Below are 18,617 nucleotides of genomic sequence, written 5' to 3'. Positions count from 1 at the left end.
GAGTTTGGGGGCGGGGGGTGGTCGGAGGTGCGTACGCCGATCCCTGGAGGAATGTTGAGCACCATCTCGCCGATGATCGTCACGCCCGACGTCGAACCGCTGCTCCGCTTCTACACCGGCCTGTTCGGGGCGGAGCAGGCCGAGCGCTACCCCGAGGACGGCGCGGTGTTCTTCGTCGGCCTGCGGATCGGGGACTCCCATCTCGGCCTCGTGTCCGACGCCGCCGCCGACACGACCGTCCCGCAGCGCCTGCTGCTCAGCATCGACGTCGAGGACGTGGACAAGCTGCTGGAGCGGGTGGAGGAGCTCGGGGGGCAGGTTCTCGGGCCGGCCAACGACATGCCGTGGGGGCAGCGGGTCGCGCACATCAAGGACCCGGACGGCAACGCGATCAACCTCACGCAGCCGGTCTGAGGTCCACGCGTCAGCTGCCCGCCAGCGGGTACGCCGTCCGAAGGGCAACCGGAGGAGGGGACGTGACCGCGCAGCAACAGCCGCCGGGCAAGGGCGGGGAGCCGGAGGAACGGCTCCCGCCGGAGGTGCAGGGCGACGGCGAGATGGGCCAGGACCCGACCACGGTGCCGGCGCCTGGGGCACCCAGCATGCCGATGGAGCAGCCCGACGAGCCGGAAGCCGGCCCGCGGGACCGGACGGACGGCTGATCGGTCCCCCCTCCGGCGACACGGCGGGCGGGACGTGGCCGTTTCGCTCGACCTCGGGGCAGGATGTGGTGTGACCACCTCGACGCGACCGACGCGCACCGGGCTCGATCTCGACTGGGTCGATGCGGGAACCCGCCCTCAGGACGACCTGTTCCAGCACGTCAACGGCCAGTGGCTGCGCACCCACGAGATACCTGAGGACCGGTCGCAGGACGGCGCGTTCTACGCGCTGCGCGACCGCGCCGAGGAGGATGTGCGGGCCATCGTCGAGGACGCGGGGTCACTGCCGGGGGACGACGCCAGCAAGATCGCCGATCTCTACGCCTCGTTCATGGACGTCGAGCGCATCGAGGCCGCGGGGGTCGAGCCGCTGCGCCCGCTGCTCGACGAGGTGGCGGGTGCCGCGGACCGCGCTGCGCTGGCGGCCGTTCTCGGCCGGCGGCAGCGCGAGGGGCGCGTGTCGCTGTTCGGGTCGTTCGTCAGCACCGACGCCAAGGACTCGTCGCGCTACCTCGTGCACCTGTCGCAGTCGGGGCTCGGGCTGCCCGACGAGGCGTACTACCGCGAGGACTCCTACGCCGAGATCCGCACCGCCTACGTCGAGCACCTGGCCCGGCTCGCGGAGCTGGTCGGGCTGCCCGATCCCGCCGGGCTCGCGGCCACGGTGATGGACCTGGAGACGGCGATCGCGGCGGTTTCCTGGGACCGCGTCACCAACCGCGACGCGGAGAAGACCTACACCCTGATGACGTTCGCGCAGCTGCGCGAGCACGCACCCGAGTTCGACTGGGACCCCTGGCTCGACGCCCTCGGCGCGCCCGCGGGGACGTTCGACGAGGTGGTGGTCCGCCAGCCGAGCTTCCTCGCGGCCGCCGCGCAGCTCTGGGCGGAGCGCCCGCTGGAGCAGTGGCAGGCGTGGCTCGCGATCCGCACCGCGTCGGCCTGCGCCGACTACCTGAACGAGGCCGTCGTCGAGGAGGACTTCGCCTTCTACGGCCGCACCCTCTCGGGCACGCCCCAGCTGCGCGAGCGGTGGAAGCGCGGGGTCGGGCTCGTGGAGGGCGCGCTCGGCGAGGCCGTGGGCCGGCTCTACGTCGAGCGGCACTTCCCGGCGTCGTCGAAGGAGCGGATGGTCACGCTCGTCGCGAACCTCGTGGAGGCCTACCGGCAGAGCATCAGCGAGCTGGACTGGATGAGCCCCGCCACCCGGGAGCGCGCGCTGGCGAAGCTGGAGCGCTTCACGCCGAAGATCGGCTACCCGGACGAGTGGAAGGACTACTCGGCCCTGGAGATCGCGGCCGACGACCTGCTCGGCAACGTCCTGCGGGCCGGCGCGTGGGGCACCGACTTCGAGCTCGCGAAGATCGGGAGGCCGGTGGACCGCAAGGAGTGGTTCATGACGCCGCAGACGGTCAACGCCTACTACCACCCGCGCATGAACGAGATCGTCTTCCCCGCGGCGATCCTGCAGCCGCCGTTCTTCGACCCCGAGGCCGACGACGCCGCGAACTACGGCGGGATCGGTGCGGTGATCGGCCACGAGATCGGCCACGGCTTCGACGACCAGGGCTCGAAGTACGACGGCGACGGCAACATGACCGACTGGTGGGAGCCCGCCGACCGCACCGAGTTCGACCGCCGCTCCCAGGCGCTGATCGCACAGTACAGCGCGCTGTCGCCGTTCGGGCTGTCCGACCACAAGGTCAACGGCGCGCTCACCGTCGGCGAGAACATCGGCGACCTCGGCGGCCTCACCATCGCGGTGAAGGCCTACAAGATCTCGCTCGACGGCACCGAGGCCCCGGTGCTCGACGGTCTCACGGGCCTGCAGCGGGTGCTGATCGGCTGGGCCCAGGTGTGGCGGGCGGTCACCCGGGAGGCCGAGGCGATCCGCCGGCTGGCCGTCGACCCGCACTCCCCGCCGGACCTGCGCTGCAACGCCGTCGTCACCAACCTCGACGCCTTCCACGAGGCGTTCGACGTGCAGGAGTCCGACGCCCTGTACACGCCCCCGGACCAGCGGGTACGTATCTGGTGAGACGAACCCACGGCAGCGACGAACGCACGGCGGAGAGGTAACGATGCAGACCCGAGTCGCGTACGGCGACACCGGACTTCGGCTGGACCTGCCCGACGGGGCCACGGTGGTCACGCCGAGCCCCCGGCAGGCGGCCGCCGACCCGCGGGAGACCCTCCGCACGGCGCTGCGCAAGCCGGTGGCCGGTCCCCCGCTGCGGGAACGCGTCTCCCGCGGCCAGACCGTGGCGATCTCCGCGTGCGACATCACCCGCCCGCAGCCGCGGCACCTGATGATCCCCGCGCTGCTCGAGGAGCTGGACGGGATCATCGACCTCGACGACGTCGTCGTCCTCGTCGCCACCGGCACCCATCGCGCCAACACCCCCGACGAGCTGCGGGCGATGTTCGGCGACGAGGTCGTCGACTCCGTCCGCATCGTCAACCACGACTCCCGGGCCATGGACACGATGGTGTGGCGCGGGACGTTCGGGCGCGACGTGCCCGTCTGGCTCAACCGCGAGTGGACCGAGGCGGACGTCCGGATCACCACGGGGTTCGTCGAGCCGCACTTCTTCGCGGGCTTCTCGGGTGGTCCGAAGCTCGTGGCTCCGGGGCTCGCGGCGCTCGACACGGTGCTCGTCCTGCACGACGCCACCCGCATCGGCGACCCCCGCGCCACCTGGGGGATCACGCACGGCAACCCCGTGCACGACGACGTGCGCACCATCGCCGAGACCACCGGCGTGACGTTCGCGCTCGACGTCGTGCTCAACGACGAGCAGGCGATCGTCGAGGCGTTCGGCGGCGACCTCCTCCCGATGCACGAGGCGGCCACCGCGTTCGCCAAGGACGTCGCCATGCAGCCGGTGGACGGCCGGTTCGACGTGGTGGTGACGACGGGCTCGGGCTATCCCCTCGACCAGAACCTGTACCAGTCGGTGAAGGGCATGTCGGCCGCGTACCAGGTGGTCCGGAAGGGCGGGATGATCGTCTGCGCGGCGGAGTGCCGCGACGGGTTCCCCGACCACGGCTCCTACCGCGAGTCCCTGACGTCGGGCGCGTCGCCCGAGCAGATGCTCGCGGAGATCGCCGGGCGCGACCACACGATCCCCGACCAGTGGCAGATCCAGATCCAGGCCCGGATCCAGTCCGACTCCCGCGTGGTCATGCACACCTCGTACCTGTCCGACGCCGACCTCGCCGCGGCCCACCTCGAGCAGACCGACGACATCGTCGGCACGGTCGAGAAGGCCATGCGGGAGGCCGGCTCCGCGGCCCGGCTGTGCGTGCTGCCCGAGGGGCCGCAGACCGTCCCCTACGTGGCGGGCGAGCTGCCGTAGGGGGCGCGCCGGGCCAGGATCGCCGGTACGCGATCACGGCCGGTCAGCTCCCCGACGATCGCCGGGGACAGGAGCTCCAGCAGCCGGTAGACCGTGGCGTGGTCGGCGTCGAGATGACGATGATGGATCGGCTCGTGATGCATGATCCGGTTGCGCAGCACGAGGACGTTCCGCAGGTCCTCGTGCAGGTCCCGGCGGGCCGCTCCGGGGAACACGCGGTGCAGGGCGGGCACCCACAGCGTCCGGTGGTAGGTGCTGCTGACCAGCGAGATCCAGAACCCGAACGTCAGCTGCGCCACGAGATCGTCCGCGACCTCCGGCCTTCCGTGGAGGCGGACCAGTGCCCGTTTCGCCTCCGTGACCTTGCGCCTGCCGTTGTCGTCGAGAGGCGCCGAATACCACCAGTCCGGCCGGCGGAACATCGCGGCGAGAACGGGGTGCAGCGCATTGCGCAGCGCCAGTTCGAGCCGGTTGAGCGGCACCACGAACGCGGCCGCCACCTCGAGGTTCCACCATTCCAGCTCGACCGCTGCATCGGCGTCGCCGCCGGTGGCGGCCAGGTACGCCGTGAACCTCTGCCGTGAGAGAACCGCGTCGACCCAGGCAGGAGGTTCGCTGCTCAGGGCGTCCTCCGTTGTCCGGTTCGGTACAGCGCGCCGTGCTAACATCCGTCCCGTAAGCCCCGGGTCGCCCCTGCTTCGGCATGCCGCTCGGGGCAAGCTTTTTCTCGGGGAACCCTCGCGACGCCAGACCGTAGCGCAGCGGCAGCGCCCGTTCCGGCCGCGTCGCCCTCCCCCACCGCACACACCCGAGCGACTACGCTGCGTTCGTCGATCCGAAGGGGTGGGACGATCAGCGGCACCGAGACCTGGACCAGTGGCGAGTGCGCGCAGGCCTGGGGCGTGAAGACGGCGACCTGGTCGGGCTACGTCTCCCGGGGGCAGGCACCGCAGCCCCTCGACGGGTACGACGAGCAGGGCCGGCGACGCTGGGACGCCGACGAGGTCCGGCGGTTCCCCCGCCCCGGCGTGGGGCGGTCCCGCTCCGGCGCGGGTCCGGAGGCTGAGGCGTTGCTGGCCGAGATGCGCGAGGCCGCCGAGCGGATCGAGGAACTGCGGGCCCGGCAGCGGGAGCTGCTCGCGACGGGCAAGCGGCAGGGGCTCGAAGTGCTCGCGATGTCGCGCGCACTCGGGATCTCGCGCCAGACCGCCACCAACTGGCTCGACGGAGCCTGACGGCGCGGCGCGGCGCCCACCCGTCATTCCGCGGACGCGCTCACCCGTCCCCCCGGCAAGATCGCGGCACCGGACGCCACGGGCGGCGACCCGTGCGACTCCGGCACGCCCCACCTCCGCCACCAGCGGGCCAGCGGGGCGGGCGCCCACCATGCGCGGGCACCCAGGAGCCGCATGGTCGCCGGCATCAGCAGGCCACGGACGATCGTCGCGTCGACGACCACGGCGATCACCAGGCCGACCCCGATCATCATCATGAACGTGATGTCGGACAGCATGAACCCGCCGACCACGACGACGAACAGCAGCGCGGCACTGCTGATGATCCGCGCCGACTGCTGGATGCCGACGGCGACCGACTCGACCGGGTCGCTGGTGGCCACCCAGCTCTCCCGGATCCGGGAGAGCGTGAAGACCTGGTAGTCCATCGCCAGACCGAAGGTGATCACGAGGATCAGCATCGGGATGTTGGCGTCCATGAAGCCCTCCGGCACGAAGCCGAGGACGTCGGACAGCACGCCGTACTGGAAGACCAGCGCGATCGTCCCGAACGCCGCTGCCAGCGACAGCACGGTGAGCAGCAGCGACAGCAGCGGAACCAGCACGGACCCGAAGGCCAGGAACAGCACCGCTAACGAGACTGCGGCGATGTAGGCCACGAGCCACGGCAGCCGGTCACCGAGCATGGACAGCATGTCGACCAGCGACACCGGGTAGTTCGTGAACCACACCGTCGCGCCCTGCGGTGGCACCTGCGCCCGCAGTCCCGCGACCATCGCGGCCGCCGCGGCGGACTGCGGGTCCATCCCGTACCCGAGGGTGAGCCGCGCGAGATCGCCCTCGGTGCCGGTGATCGACGCCCCGTCGACGCCGGGGACCTGGTCGAGGCGCGCGGCGAACTCCTCGAGCGCCGCGACGGACTGCGTACCGTCGGCTGCCGCCGGCATCCGGACCACGGCGGTGACCACCGCGGTGGGATCGCGGACGAAGTCGTTGTCGAGCATGTCGTCGACCACCCGGCTGTCGGCGCCCGCCGGCAGCACCCAGTCCGACGGTCGGCCCCACTGCGCACCCAGCACCGGCGCTCCCGCCGCGAGCAGCACGAGCGACAGGCCGGCGGTGACGGCGACGGGCCTGCGCATGATCGCCATGGCCGTCCGGTACCAGCCGCCCTCCCGCACCGGGACGCGTTCGGCGTCGCGGCGGCCGAAGCGTGGCAGCGGCAGGCGCAGGGAGTTGATGCGGTGGCCGGCGAACCGCAGGAGCGCGGGGAGCAGCACCAGCACGGCGACCACGCCGAACACCACGACGCTGATGATGGCGACCGCCATCGAGATCAGGAACCGGGACGGGAAGATCACCAGCCCGAGCATCGTCACGGCGATGGCCAGCCCGGAGAACGTGACGGTCCGGCCCGCGGCGGCCATGGTGCGCTCGACCGCCTCGTCGACGGTGCGTCCGGAGGCGAGCTCCTCACGGAACCGGTTGACCACGATGAGGCCGTAGTCGATGGCCAGGCCGAGGCCCAGGAGCGTGACCACGTTGATCGAGAACGTCGAGACCGGGTAGAACATCCCGACGACGCGCAGCACCGCGAGCGATCCGACCGCCACCACCGTGCCCACCACGAGCGGCAGAGCGGCGGCCACCAGGCTGCGGAAGACGATCACCAGCAGGACCAGCAGGATCGGGACCGACACCAGCTCGGCGCGCACGAGGTCCCGCCCGGTCAGCGCGTTGACCTGGTCGTTCACCGGCACCAGTCCGCCGTAGCGGACATCGAACCCGTCCACCGCGAGCCGGTCCTTGATCGTCTGCTGGTAGCGGACGACGTTCTCCTCCTCGGTGTTCCCCACAAGCTGGATTGCCACGTAGGTGGACCGGCGGTCGGCCGAGACGAGGTCCGGGGAGCCGGTGGACCAGTACGTCTCCAGGCGGGCGACCGATGAGGCCGGGATCCGCTCCGCCGCCGTGGCGACCGCGGCCTCGAACGCGGGATCGTCCACCGTGGAGACCGGGCTCGTGTACATGACGACCACGTCGATGGCGTGGCGGCCCAGCGGGCCGGCGAGCATCGCGTTCGCCTCCGCCGACTCGCTTCCCGGGTCGTCGAACCCGGCCCCTCCGCCGAACGTCCCGGCGGCACCCGCGCCCCAGAAGCCCGCGAGCGCCACGAACACGACGGTGCCGATCACCACCGCCCACCGCCGACGTGCGGCCGACCTGCCGAGTGCCGCGAGCATGGCTTCTCCCCACCTAACGGATAGCGGTAAGCTGAACTATCGATATGGATGGTATCCATAGTTGCCCGAACGGACAACGCCGTTCACCCGCGGGTTAGGCTCGGCCCGACAGACAGCCGGCATCCCTGCTATCCATGCCGGCCCGCACAGCGTCGCCAACCGGGAGGTCACCGTGCGCATGGCGGAGCTGAGCGCCCGGACCGGGGTGCCCATCCCCACGATCAAGTTCTATCTCCGGGAGGGTCTGCTGCCGCCGGGCGAACGCACGAGCCCGAACCAGGCGCAGTACGGCGAGGAGCACGCCAGGCGGCTGAAGCTGATCCGGGCCCTCGTCGACGTCGGGGGCCTGTCGATCGTCGCGTCCCGGGCCGTGCTCGGACACCTCGACTCCGGGGGCGTCGGCGAGCTGGACACGCTGGGCAAGGTGCAGTACTCCCTGACGCGGCGGCACGAGCGCGACCCGGACGACGACGAGTCGTCGCGCGCCGCAGGCGAGCAGGTGCAGCAACTGCTCGATCGCCACGGCTGGCACGTCCGCCCGGACAACCCGGCGCGGGCCGGCCTGGCCGAGGTGCTCGCCACCCTGCACCGGCTCGGCCAGCACGACGTGCTCGATCTGCTGGACCGCTACGCCGACACGGCCCACGATCTCGCCGCCACCGAGGTCGACGCCCTGTGGCGGCGCACCTCCGTGGAGGACCGCGCCGAGGGCGTCGTGATGTTCTCCGTACTCGCCGACGCCCTCCTCGCCGCCCTGCGCCGGCTCGCTCAGGAGGACCTCGTCGTGCGCACGGCCGGCACGGGACGGACCGGGGGTGGGGCGCCGCAGACGTGACCTGCGGCGACCACCGCACACACCTCGTGGCCACCGCACACACGGCAGAACATGTGCACGGTGGCCATCCGGCGTGTCCCGTCACCGCCGGAAATCGATCGCTTCAGCCGGGCGCGCTCCTTAGTCTCCTGCTCATGTCCGCCGGCACCCTCCTCGTCGCAGAGCCCGCTGCTCTGCCGGTGCCGGCCGCCCTCCTCTCGGCCGCAGCAGCAGACACCCGACGCTGACCCCTCTCCGTCCCGCCTCCGGAGAACCAGCGGAGGGGGGTGGCTCACGCGTACGCGCGGGTTCTCGCCAGAACTGTCCACAGAGGACGAGAGTCATGACCGAGCACGTCAACCAGCTGCGCAAGCCGCACCTCAACATCGGGACGATGGGTCACGTCGACCACGGCAAGACCACCCTCACCGCCGCGATCACCCGGGTGCTCGCCGACCGGGGGCTGGCCAGGGCCGTCCCGTTCGACGGCATCGACCGGGCCCCTGAGGAGCGCGACCGCGGCATCACCATCAACATCGCCCACGTCGAGTACGAGACCGCCACCCGGCACTACGCCCACATCGACATGCCGGGCCACGCCGACTACGTGAAGAACATGATCACCGGTGCCGCCCAGATCGACGGGGCGGTGCTGGTGGTCTCCGCACAGGACGGGGCGATGCCCCAGACACGCGAGCACGTGGTGCTGGCCCGCCAGGTCGGCGTCGAGCACATCGTGGTCGCGCTGAACAAGTCCGACATGATCGACGACCCCGACCTGCTCGACCTGGTGGAGCTGGAGCTGCGGGACCTGCTGGCGGAGTACGGGTTCCCCGCCGAGGAGATCCCGGTGGTCCGGGTGTCCGCGCTGCGGGCGCTCGAGGGCGACCCGCGGTGGGTCGCGCGGATCGACGACCTGCTCGCGGCGATCGACGCGTACGTGCCGGTGCCGGCGCGGGTGGTCGACGCGCCGTTCCTGATGCCGATCGAGAACGTCCTGACCATCACCGGCCGGGGCACGGTGGTGACGGGTGTGGTGGCGCAGGGCGCGATCCGGCTGCGCGACGAGGTCGACGTGGTCGGGCTGGACGACGGCCTGCGCGGCGTGGTCGTCACCGGGCTGGAGACGTTCGGCCGGGCCATGGACGTCGCCGAGGCCGGCGACAACACGGCCATGCTGCTGCGTGGCGTGCAGCGCAGCGACGTCCGGCGCGGGCAGGTGATCAGCGCCCCGGGCGCGATCCGGCCGCACACGCGGTTCCGCGCGGTGGTCCGGGTGCTCACCGCGGCGGAGGGCGGGCGCAGCAGGCCGTTCTCCACCGGGTACCGCCCGCAGTTCCACTTCCGGACGACGGACGTGGTGGGCGTCGTGTCGCTCGGCGCCACCGGCACGGCGCTGCCCGGCGACGCCGTCGAGATGACGGTCGAGCTCGGCAGGGCCGTCGCGATGACCGAGGGGCTCGGCTTCGCCGTCCGCGAGGGCGGCCGGACGGTCGGAGCCGGCACGGTCGTCGAACTGCTGGCCTGATTCCGGGCCGGCCCGAACCCGGGCCCCGCGCGGTCGACCGCCGCGCGGGGCCCGGTCGTCCGCCCGGTCAGGTCGGTTCGGACCGGCTAGCCGCCGGCTTCGGGGCGGCGCCGTCCGGCTCGTCGTGCCACGCCGGCAGGACCAGCGCATCCTGCATCCGGCGCAGCTCGTCGCGGTGCACGGTGCCGAGGCGGCTCAGGATCCGCTCGCCGTGAGTGGTGAGCACGACGCGTACGGCCCGCGCGTCCGCCGGATGGGCCGCCCGCTCCACGAGCCCCTCCGCCTGTGCCCGGTTCACCAGCTCGACCACGCTGTGGTGGCGCAGCTGGAGCCGATCCGCCAGCTCCCGCACCGTCGCCCACTCTCGCCCGGGGAAGCCCTTGAGGGCCAGCAACAGGTGGTACTGCTGCGGGGTGAAACCGTGGCTGCGCACCGTCTCCTCGCTGAAGCGCAGATAGCGACGGATCCCGAACCGGAACCGGGCCAGCGCCTCGAAGTCGTCTTTCGTCAGGGGCTCCGCGGGGGCCTGCCCGTCCTCACGATCAGCCATCGATCAACTATATCGTGTTACGATAAAACTGTCCGCTGGTGCCACCGAAGCCAGGCGTGCGAGCCGCCTCGAGGAGGTGGTGGGCTGTGCTCGACGACAACGAACGGGAGACGCTGCGCGAGGTGGAGCGCCGCCTCCTGGCCGAGGACCCCGAGTTCGTGAACGGGTTCCAGGCACGCCAGTCGGATCTGCATCGACGCACCTACCGGCGAGGCGCCGCAATTGCGATCGTGGTCGCGCTGTTGCTCGTCGGCCTGATGCTCGCCGCCGGGTCGGTGGGTGGTGCCGTGCTGTGGGCGGGGGCGACCGCAGTGGTCTGGGGGATGTGGCGCCGCTCCGCCGGAAAACGGAGAACCAGATGATCACCGTCGTCCTGCTCATCGCGATCGTGACCGTCGGCCTGCTGCTGCTCGGGTCGAGCGTCCGGGTCATCAACCAGTACGAGCGCGGCGTCATCATGCGTTTCGGCAGGCTGCGCGACGCGACCCGCGGGCCGGGGCTCGCGCTGATCGCCCCGATGGCCGACCGGCTGCACAAGGTCAACATGCAGATCGTCACCATGGCGATCCCCGCCCAGGACGGCATCACGCGCGACAACGTGACCGTCAAGGTCGACGCCGTCGTGTACTACCGGGTCGTCGACCCCGTCCGGGTGGTCGTCGGGGTGCAGAACTACGACTACGCCATCGGCCAGGTCGCCCAGGCCTCCCTGCGCTCGATCATCGGCAAGAGCGACCTCGACGACCTGCTGTCCAACCGCGAACGGCTCAACCAGGGCCTGGAACTGATGATCGACAGCCCCGCCCTCGACTGGGGCGTGCACATCGACCGCGTCGAGATCAAGGACGTCGCCCTGCCCGACACGATGAAGCGCTCGATGTCGCGCCAAGCCGAGGCGGAACGCGAACGACGCTCCCGGGTGATCACGGCCGACGGCGAGCTGCAGGCGTCCCAGAAGCTGGCCCAGGCCGCGGAGGTGATGACCGAGCACCCGGCAGCGCTGCAGCTGCGGCTGCTGCAGACCGTCGTCGAGGTGGCCGCCGAGAAGAACTCCACTCTCGTGCTGCCCTTCCCCGTCGAGCTGCTCCGGTTCCTCGAACGGTCGACGCCACCGGAGACCTCCTTCGAGCCGACCGAGCCGGCCGGGGCGACCGAGGAGGAGCCGGCAGAGCTGCCCCATGGCGAGATGACCGAGGCGGAGGCGACCCGGCCGGCCGCCGTGGCCTCGTCCACACACGCAGCGGGCTGACCGCGGGGTCCGGCATTGTCGGGGCATGACCGACTCCAGCGCCGACCATGCCGTCACCGCGACGACCGGCAGCGACCTTCGCGACCTCCTGCAGTACGTGGCCGCCCGCGGTGCCGCCTACCGGGAGCGGGTCGGTGACGGCCCGGCCTTCCCGTCGGCCGCCGCTGTCGACGCCGTCCGGGCCGCGCTCGGTTCGCTGCCCGACGGGCCCACCCCGGCCGCGGACGTGGTCGGCCGGCTGGCGGACGCGGTCGAACCGGCGCTGGTGGCGAGCACCGGACCGCGCTACTTCGGGTTCGTGACCGGCGGGGCACTCGACGCCCCGACGGCGGCCGACGTGCTGACCACCGCGTGGGACCAGAACGCGTGGAACCCGTTGACCTCCCCCGTCGCCGCCGTGGTCGAGGACGTGGCGGGTGCCTGGCTCAAGGACCTGCTCGGCCTGCCCGAAGACGCCTCGTTCGGCTTCGTGACCGGTGGACAGGCCGGCAACACCGTCTGCCTCGCCGCCGCCCGGCACGGCGTGCTCGCGGACGCGGGATGGGACGTCGAACGCCAGGGGCTGCACGGGGCTCCGCGGGTCCGCGTCGTGGCCGGCACGGGACGCCACGCCACCGTCGACCGGGCACTGCGCCTGCTCGGGCTGGGAACCGACGCCGTCGTCCCGGTGCAGACGGGCCTGCAGGGCTCGATCGACCTGGCCGACCTCGCGCGGGCCCTCGCCGACACGAGCACCGACCCCACGATCGTCTGCCTGCAGGCCGGCGAGGTGAACACCGGAGCGTTCGACGACTTCCCCGCCGCGATCGCGGCGGCGCACCACCACGGCGCCTGGGTCCACGTCGACGGGGCCTTCGGCCTATGGGCCGCCGCCGCCCCTGCCACCCGCCACCTCGTGGCCGGGATCGAGCAGGCCGACTCGTGGTCGACCGACGGCCACAAGTGGCTCAACGTCCCCTACGACGCCGGGTACGCGTTCTGCGCCCACCCGGCCGCGCACGTCGCGGCCACGTCCTACAGCGCCCCCTACCTCACCGGGACGGGCGCCGAGGCGTTCCGCTCACCCGGCGCGTACGTCCTGGAGTCCTCGCGCCGCGCCCGCGGCTTCACGACGTGGGCCGCGTTGCGGCAGCTCGGGCGCGACGGCGTCGCCGACCTCGTGGAGCGCTGCTGCGCGCTCGCCCGCCGGTTCGCCGACGGGCTCGCCCGCCTCGATGGGGTCACCGTCGTCAACGACGTCGTGCTCAACCAGGTGCTCGTCCGCTTCGGCGACGACGAGCGGACCGGCCGGGTGATCGAGGCCGTCCAGGACTCCGGGGAGTGCTGGATGGGCGGCACGGTGTGGCACGGGATGCGGCTGATGCGCATCTCTGTGTCGAGCTGGCTCACCACCGAGGCCGACGTCGACCGCTCCGTCGACGCGATTGTGGCGGCGCTCGCCGAGCGGTGATCGTCACCCCGTCCGATCAGCCGGAGGGGTGCCAGTCGAGGCAGACCGCGGTGGCGTCGTCGTTGAGCTCGCCGTGGCAGGACTCGGTGACGGCGTGGGTGATCCGCCGGACGAGCTCGGCGGGCGGCAGGTGCCGGTGTTCGGCGAGCATCGCGGCGAGGCGGCGGTAGCCGAACTCCCGATGCCCCGGCCGGTGCGCCTCGGTGATCCCGTCGGTGAACAGCAGCAGCCGGTCGTCGGGCTGCAACCGGATCGGGTGCAGCGGGTACTCGACCGGCGTCATCAGCCCCAGCGGGTACCCGGCGGCCAGCACCAGCTCGCTCACCGCCCCGTCGCGCACCAGCAGCGGAGGTGGGTGGCCGGCGTTGAGGATCGTCCCGACACCGGTGTCGACGTCGAGGTCGAGCAGGAGGCCGGTGACGAAGTCGGACCCGGGGAACTGCTCGACCAGGTGCCCGTTGGCCGCCCTCGCCTGCTCGACGATCGTGCAGTTCGCCCGGCGCGCGTTGCGCATCGCGGTGCACGAGAGGCTGGCGAGCAGGGCGGCCCGCAGCCCGTGGCCGGCCGCGTCGCTGACGCCCACGGTCAGCCGGTGGGCACTGATCGCGTAGTCGAAGTTGTCCCCTCCGATCTCGTACGCCGGCTCCACGGTGCCCGCGATGGAGAAGTCGGGTAGCTCGAACGCCAGGCTGGGCAGCAGCTCCCACTGGATCTCCGCGGCCAGCCCGAGCTCTCGACGGCGCCGCAGCATCTCGAACCGGTCGGTGTACCGGCGGGCCCCGGTGAGCACGTGTCCCAACACCCGCGCCACGTCCTCGAGGACCTGCGCCACGTCCGGGTCCAGGTCCTCGCCCGGGAGCGTGATCGCCAGGACACCGAGTCGCTCGGACCGCACCGACACCGGGAGGTACACGACCAGCGCCGGTCCCCCCACCCCGCCCGTCACGGCTCCGGCCGCCGGGACGTCGTCCGGATGGTCGACGGCCATCGCAACGATGTGCTGCTCGCGGTAGGCCTCCCCGGCGGCACTGCCGACCAGGTCCTGCGAGCGGAGCTCCGCCGCACCCCGGCCCCGACCGACCGCTTCCAGGCTGGCCTCGGCGTAGTCGGACAGCAGCAGGACGCACGCCCGGGCTCCGATGTGCCGCACCAGCCAGCTCGAGCAGACGTCGACGAGCTCCGTGGGGGGCGCCTCGTCGAGGCTACGCAGGAGCGCGCCGACCCCTGGTCGGTTCGCCTCTGCCTGCTCCGTCATCCGCCCACCCTGTCATCCGCGGTGTCCCGGCGGAGGAACAACCTCCCGTGGACCGCTGCCCCGCAGTGCGGGTGTGATCGAGGGACCGCGCCCGTCGGCCGCCGGATCGCGGGCAAGGCGGTGCTGGACGTGGGCTGACCGCGACTGCGGAGCCAGGACGCTGCTCGCCGACGGTCCCACCGAGGGCGCCGGCACCACGGTCCAAGGGCTTCAATCAAATGAACTCTCGCCGTCGGCTCTCGGCGGATAAAATGAACCGGCGGTATGTGTTGTGCAACCCTTACCGGTTGGGGACCGGGCGCCTTTGCCGGTGGTGTTGGGTGATGCCATGCAAGAGATCATCGCGCAGACGACACAGGGTGCCGTACGAGGCATGACGGACAATGGTGTCAGCGTTTTCAAGGGCATCCCGTACGCCGCGCCCCTCGACGGCCCCCGGCGATTCCAGGCGCCGCAGCAGCCACAGCCGTGGGACGGTGTCCTCGACGGTAGCGCTTTCAGCGCCTCGCCACCGCAGGCCCAGATGCGCCCCTTGCCGGCACTGTGGCACCCGGGTGACGCTGTGGACTGCCTCACCGTCAATGTCTGGACGCCCGATCCCGGAGCAGCCGGTCTCCCGGTGATGGTCTGGCTCTACGGCGGGGCGTTCATTTTCGGTTCCGCGAGCCAGCCCGAGTTCGACGGCGCGAACCTGGCCGGCTCGGGCGTCGTGCTGGTGACCTTGAACTACCGCACAGGCTTCGAGGGATTGGGCTGGCTGCCGGACGCGCCGCAGAACCGCGCGCTGCTCGACCAGCTCGCGGCCCTGCGCTGGGTGCAGGAGAACATCGCGCGTTTCGGCGGGGACCCGGGCAATGTGACGATCTTCGGGCAGTCGGCGGGAGGCAGCGCTGTGGCGGCGCTGACGGCCGCCCAGGCCGGCCGCGGGCTGTTCGGCCGGGCCATCGGGCAGAGCGTCACAGCGGCTTTCCTGTCCGAGGAACGGGCGCGCGGCACGGCGGAGCGGATCGCGGCGGCGCTCGGTGTGCCGCTCACTTCCGAGGCCTTCGCGGGCGTGGCGTCCGAGGCGATCCACGCCGTGCAGTCGAGGGCGGGCGAGGTCACTCCCTACGGGCCGGTGGTGGATGGGGATGTGGTGCGTGACCAGCCCTGGCGCGGCCTGCGTGGGGAGGTCGACCTGATGACCGGGTTCACCCGCGACGAGTACCGGTTCTTCGCCATGGCGATGAACGAGGATCTGTCCGCCGTTGACGTCTCCGGTGTCGCGGCGGCGCACGCCGTTCCTCTCGACGCCTACCGAGCCGCGTATCCCGGCGCCTCCGACGCCGACTTGTACATCCTCATCCAGTCCGACGCGTTCTTCCGCATCCCGTCGACGTGGTGCGCCGAGGAGCACCCCGGCCGCAGCTGGTGCTACGAGCTGGCCTGGCCGACCCCCGTGTTCGGTGGGGCGCTCGGCGCCTGCCACCTGCTCGACGTGCCGCTGACGTTCGGCAACTTCCACGGTCCAACGGCGGCCATGCTCTTCGGCGACTCGGTCCCGCCGGAGGCTGTCGGCCTGGCGCAGGAGGTCCGCACGTCGTTGACGGCCTTCGCCGCCACCGGCGACCCCGGCTGGCCGCAGTACCGGAAGGGTGAGGCGCTCACGCGGATCTGGGACGTGCCCGTCTCGGTGGTTGCCGACCCCGTGTCGGCGTCCCGGGAGATCTGGGCGGACAAGGTGTGAGCCAGTCACCTTGATCGCGAGGAGATCGTTGATCACTCTCGGGTTCGACGGCCGCTGAGGTCACTGCGGTGGGACACCGTGTACCCGGCATGCCGCCGGGAAGGGTTTCATGAGCCACCCGGGTCGGGAAGACGGTTCCAGGGCAGCGCCATGGCGCCCCACGACGATCGCGGGACCGCTGCGATTTGAACAGTTTCCGCTGGTAGAGCGGTGCAACGGAAGGACCTCCACAGTGGGCGACAACGTGTACCACGTCACCGAGATCGTCGGGACTTCCACGGAGAGCGTCGACGACGCCATCCGCACGGCGATCCGCCGCTCGGCGCGCACCTTGCGCAACCTCGACTGGTTCGAGACCACCGAGATCCGCGGGCACCTGGAGGACGGCGAGATCAAGCACTTCCAGGTGACGCTCAAGGTCGGGTTCCGCCTCGAGGACCTCACCTAGTACACGGACGAGACCGGCCCGGCTCCCACGGAGCCGGGCCGGATTGTTCGCCGACAGGTTTCAGTGCGTGAGCGCGTGGGCGCGCTTCTTCGCGTCCTTCGCGACGCCCCCGGCCTGGTGCGCGGCCTCGGCCCCGAGCGCGGACGCCCGAGCCGCCACGTCCTGGCCGAGCTTGGAGGCCTGGTCGAGGACGTTGGCAGTGGTCCTCTTCTCCAGCGCGGCACGCTTCTTGCCGGCCGCCTTCTGCAGCTCCGCGGTGCGCTTGGCGGCACGCTTCTGCAGCTCGGCGCCTCGCTTCTCCGCGACCTTCTGCAGCTTCGCCCCGCGCTTCTCGGCCCGCTTCCTGGCCTTGGCGGCGCGCTTGGCCCAGTCGGCCGAGAGATCGCCGGCCCGGGACGTCAGCTCGGAGCTCGTACGGGCGGCGCGGGCGGACACGGCGGCGCCGGCGCCCGGCGCGAGGCCGGCCAGCCCGGCGGCGATCCCCGCGACCGCGCCCGTGGCGTCGGAGGCGGTGCCGGTGAGCCTGCCGGTGACCTCGTGGGCCACGCCCGAGACCCGGCCGGAGACGTCGGAGGCGCCACCAGAGATCGACGCTGCCTGGGCACCGGCAGCGGCGGCGGCGAGCTTCGCGGCCTTGCGCCCGCGCCAGGTGAGCGAGGGCTTGCCCTCGGTGTCGGCCGCGGCGATCAGGAGGCCACCGAGCATGCCCGCGTTCTTCAGGAAGTGGACGAGCTGGTCCTGCTTCTTCTGCTCGTCGCTCTCCTCCCAGAACCGGTGGCCGGCCAGGGTGGTCGGGATCAGCGACGCGGCGAGGGCTGCCGACGACAGGCGAGGGAACTTGCCGAGCGCCAGCATCGTGCCGGCGACGACCTTCACCCCGCCGTCGATCCTGACCAGCATGACGTCGTCGGGGCGCTCCTCGATGGGAGCCACCTCGATCGCTTTGTCGACCGCGGGCGCGACCGCGTCGAGCACGGGTTTCGCCACTTGCGCGTGACCCTGCGGCGACCGGAGGGCCTGGATGCCGCCGTGTATGAACAGGGCGGCGAGCATAGGTCGGGCAACACGTCGAAGGAGCATGTCGAGCCGTTCCCCACATCGACCTGGACCAAACGCTGCGAACCGCCGCCGGATGCCAAGATGCCCGGGTGACGGACACGAGGCTCGCCATCGGACTCGACATCGGTGGCACGAAGATCGCGGGAGCGGTGGTCGACGCGCGCGGCACGGTGGTGGCCGAGCACGTCGAGCCGACGCCGGAGGAGTCGAGCGGCGAGGCCGTCACCGCAGTGCTGCTCTCGATGATCGAGCGCTTCCGCTCGGACCACAGCGTCTCCACCATCGGGGTCGGCGCGGCCGGGATCGTCTCGTGGCCCGTCGGCATCATGCTCTGGGCGCCCAACAACGCCTACCGCGACTGGCCCGTGCGCGAGCAGCTGGAGAAGGCCACCAGCCTGCCCGTCATCGTCGACAACGACGCCAACGTCGCCGCGCTCGCCGAGGCCCGGCTCGGCGAGCCGTACCGCAACATGGTGCTCGTGACGGTCGGCACGGGCATCGGGGGCGGCCTCGTGCTCGACGGCCGCATCTACCGCGGCCCCACCGGGCTCGGTGCCGAGCTCGGCCACATCATCCTCAACCCCGACGGCCCGCGGTGCGGCTGCGGCAACCACGGCTGCTTCGAGGCCTACGCGTCGGGCACTGCGCTCACCCGGATGGGCCGCGACGCCGCCGCCGACGACCCCGGCGGGCTCATCGCTCGCCTCGGCGCCGAGGACGGCGAGGTGACCGGCCACACCGTCGTCAAGGCCGTGCAGCAGGGCGACGAGATCGCGAAGGCGGTCTTCGCCCGGCTCGGCCGGTGGCTCGGGGTCGGCATCGCGTCGCTGGCCAACATCTTCGAGGTCGACGCGGTGGTGGTCGGGGGCGGCCTCGTCGAGACCGGGGAGCTGCTGCTGGCGCCTGCGCGGGCCGCCGCGCGGGAGTTCGCGTACGCGCCCACCGCACGCGGCATCGCCCCCGTCGTCCCGGCGACGTTCGGCGGGGACGCCGGCAAGATCGGCGCCGCGCTGCTCGCCCTGGAGCATGTCTGACGCGC

Annotated in this window: 18 protein-coding genes; 13 read left to right on the top strand and 5 right to left on the bottom strand. The window is 71.9% G+C overall.

Going from position 1 to position 18,617, the window contains the following annotated elements; translation table 11 throughout:
- The first annotated feature begins 72 nt into the window (after positions 1-72).
- From HF577_RS21375 to larA, 4 genes are all read left to right on the top strand, one after another.
- Positions 73-414 (top strand): VOC family protein, encoded by a 342-nt coding sequence (locus HF577_RS21375; protein WP_211174620.1) that lies wholly within the window; start codon positions 73-75, stop codon positions 412-414.
- A 62-nt stretch (positions 415-476) separates the two neighbouring features.
- Complete coding sequence (locus HF577_RS21370; protein WP_169397694.1) at positions 477-662, top strand: hypothetical protein; 186 nt, start codon at positions 477-479, stop codon at positions 660-662.
- A gap of 70 nt (positions 663-732) precedes the next feature.
- Complete coding sequence (locus HF577_RS21365) at positions 733-2,700, top strand: M13 family metallopeptidase (protein WP_169397693.1); 1,968 nt, start codon at positions 733-735, stop codon at positions 2,698-2,700.
- 43 nt (positions 2,701-2,743) lie between these two features.
- Entirely contained in the window at positions 2,744-4,021 is a 1,278-nt protein-coding gene (gene larA, locus HF577_RS21360) for a nickel-dependent lactate racemase (protein WP_169397692.1), read from the top strand.
- Here larA and HF577_RS21355 read toward each other — a convergent pair.
- Positions 3,997-4,689, bottom strand: coding sequence for a hypothetical protein (locus tag HF577_RS21355; RefSeq protein WP_246266878.1), 693 nt, complete (start codon positions 4,687-4,689; stop codon positions 3,997-3,999). The genes larA and HF577_RS21355 overlap by 25 nt on opposite strands.
- A 234-nt stretch (positions 4,690-4,923) precedes the next feature.
- On the opposite strand from HF577_RS21355, the gene HF577_RS21350 reads away from it, so the two are divergent.
- Positions 4,924-5,256: a hypothetical protein gene (locus tag HF577_RS21350; RefSeq protein WP_312859276.1), complete on the top strand. Its 333-nt coding sequence runs from the start codon at positions 4,924-4,926 to the stop codon at positions 5,254-5,256.
- A gap of 23 nt (positions 5,257-5,279) precedes the next feature.
- On the opposite strand, the gene HF577_RS21345 is transcribed toward HF577_RS21350, so the two are convergent.
- The gene (locus HF577_RS21345) at positions 5,280-7,499 is read right to left on the bottom strand and encodes an MMPL family transporter (protein ID WP_169397691.1); all 2,220 of its coding nucleotides are present in this window, start codon (positions 7,497-7,499) and stop codon (positions 5,280-5,282) included.
- Between the two features lie 178 nt (positions 7,500-7,677).
- On the opposite strand from HF577_RS21345, the gene HF577_RS21340 reads away from it, so the two are divergent.
- On the top strand, positions 7,678-8,334 hold the full coding sequence (locus tag HF577_RS21340) for a MerR family transcriptional regulator (RefSeq protein ID WP_211174619.1): 657 nt from the start codon (positions 7,678-7,680) through the stop codon (positions 8,332-8,334).
- 322 nt (positions 8,335-8,656) lie between these two features.
- On the top strand, positions 8,657-9,841 hold the full coding sequence (gene tuf / locus HF577_RS21335; protein ID WP_169397689.1) for an elongation factor Tu: 1,185 nt from the start codon (positions 8,657-8,659) through the stop codon (positions 9,839-9,841).
- A 67-nt stretch (positions 9,842-9,908) separates the two neighbouring features.
- Here the strand turns inward: tuf and HF577_RS21330 are convergent, their stop codons facing one another.
- On the bottom strand, positions 9,909-10,391 hold the full coding sequence (locus HF577_RS21330; RefSeq protein ID WP_169397688.1) for a MarR family winged helix-turn-helix transcriptional regulator: 483 nt from the start codon (positions 10,389-10,391) through the stop codon (positions 9,909-9,911).
- A gap of 86 nt (positions 10,392-10,477) precedes the next feature.
- On the opposite strand from HF577_RS21330, the gene HF577_RS21325 reads away from it, so the two are divergent.
- Genes HF577_RS21325 through HF577_RS21315 form a run of 3 tightly spaced genes read left to right on the top strand, consistent with a single transcriptional unit; the run spans position 10,478 to position 13,090 of the window.
- A complete protein-coding gene (locus HF577_RS21325; protein WP_169397687.1) occupies positions 10,478-10,753 on the top strand; it encodes a DUF3040 domain-containing protein in 276 nt (91 codons plus the stop codon).
- Complete coding sequence (locus tag HF577_RS21320) at positions 10,753-11,640, top strand: slipin family protein (RefSeq protein ID WP_425563854.1); 888 nt, start codon at positions 10,753-10,755, stop codon at positions 11,638-11,640. Before HF577_RS21325 ends, HF577_RS21320 begins: the two co-directional genes overlap by 1 nt.
- A gap of 25 nt (positions 11,641-11,665) precedes the next feature.
- The gene (locus tag HF577_RS21315) at positions 11,666-13,090 is read left to right on the top strand and encodes a pyridoxal phosphate-dependent decarboxylase family protein (RefSeq protein ID WP_169397685.1); all 1,425 of its coding nucleotides are present in this window, start codon (positions 11,666-11,668) and stop codon (positions 13,088-13,090) included.
- 16 nt (positions 13,091-13,106) lie between these two features.
- Here HF577_RS21315 and HF577_RS21310 read toward each other — a convergent pair whose 3' ends face one another.
- A complete protein-coding gene (locus HF577_RS21310) occupies positions 13,107-14,345 on the bottom strand; it encodes a PP2C family protein-serine/threonine phosphatase (protein ID WP_169397684.1) in 1,239 nt (412 codons plus the stop codon).
- Between the two features lie 328 nt (positions 14,346-14,673).
- Here HF577_RS21310 and HF577_RS21305 point away from each other — a divergent pair, with 328 nt between their 5' ends.
- Positions 14,674-16,071: a carboxylesterase/lipase family protein gene (locus tag HF577_RS21305; RefSeq protein ID WP_169397683.1), complete on the top strand. Its 1,398-nt coding sequence runs from the start codon at positions 14,674-14,676 to the stop codon at positions 16,069-16,071.
- 232 nt (positions 16,072-16,303) lie between these two features.
- Positions 16,304-16,519, top strand: a complete 216-nt coding sequence (locus tag HF577_RS38565; RefSeq protein WP_169397682.1) for a dodecin — start codon at positions 16,304-16,306, stop codon at positions 16,517-16,519.
- Between the two features lie 60 nt (positions 16,520-16,579).
- Here HF577_RS38565 and HF577_RS21295 read toward each other — a convergent pair whose 3' ends face one another.
- Positions 16,580-17,572, bottom strand: a complete 993-nt coding sequence (locus HF577_RS21295; RefSeq protein WP_169397681.1) for a DoxX family protein — start codon at positions 17,570-17,572, stop codon at positions 16,580-16,582.
- Positions 17,573-17,667: 95 nt separating this feature from the next.
- Between HF577_RS21295 and HF577_RS21290 the strand changes: the two genes are divergently transcribed.
- A complete protein-coding gene (locus tag HF577_RS21290) occupies positions 17,668-18,612 on the top strand; it encodes an ROK family protein (RefSeq protein WP_169397680.1) in 945 nt (314 codons plus the stop codon).
- The last annotated feature ends 5 nt before the right edge of the window (positions 18,613-18,617 follow it).

It is taken from the genome of Pseudonocardia xinjiangensis (assembly GCF_012911925.1).
GTDB lineage: Bacteria > Actinomycetota > Actinomycetes > Mycobacteriales > Pseudonocardiaceae > Pseudonocardia > Pseudonocardia xinjiangensis.
Note: the sequence above shows the minus strand (reverse complement) of the source record. Positions and strands in the feature narration are given on the sequence as shown.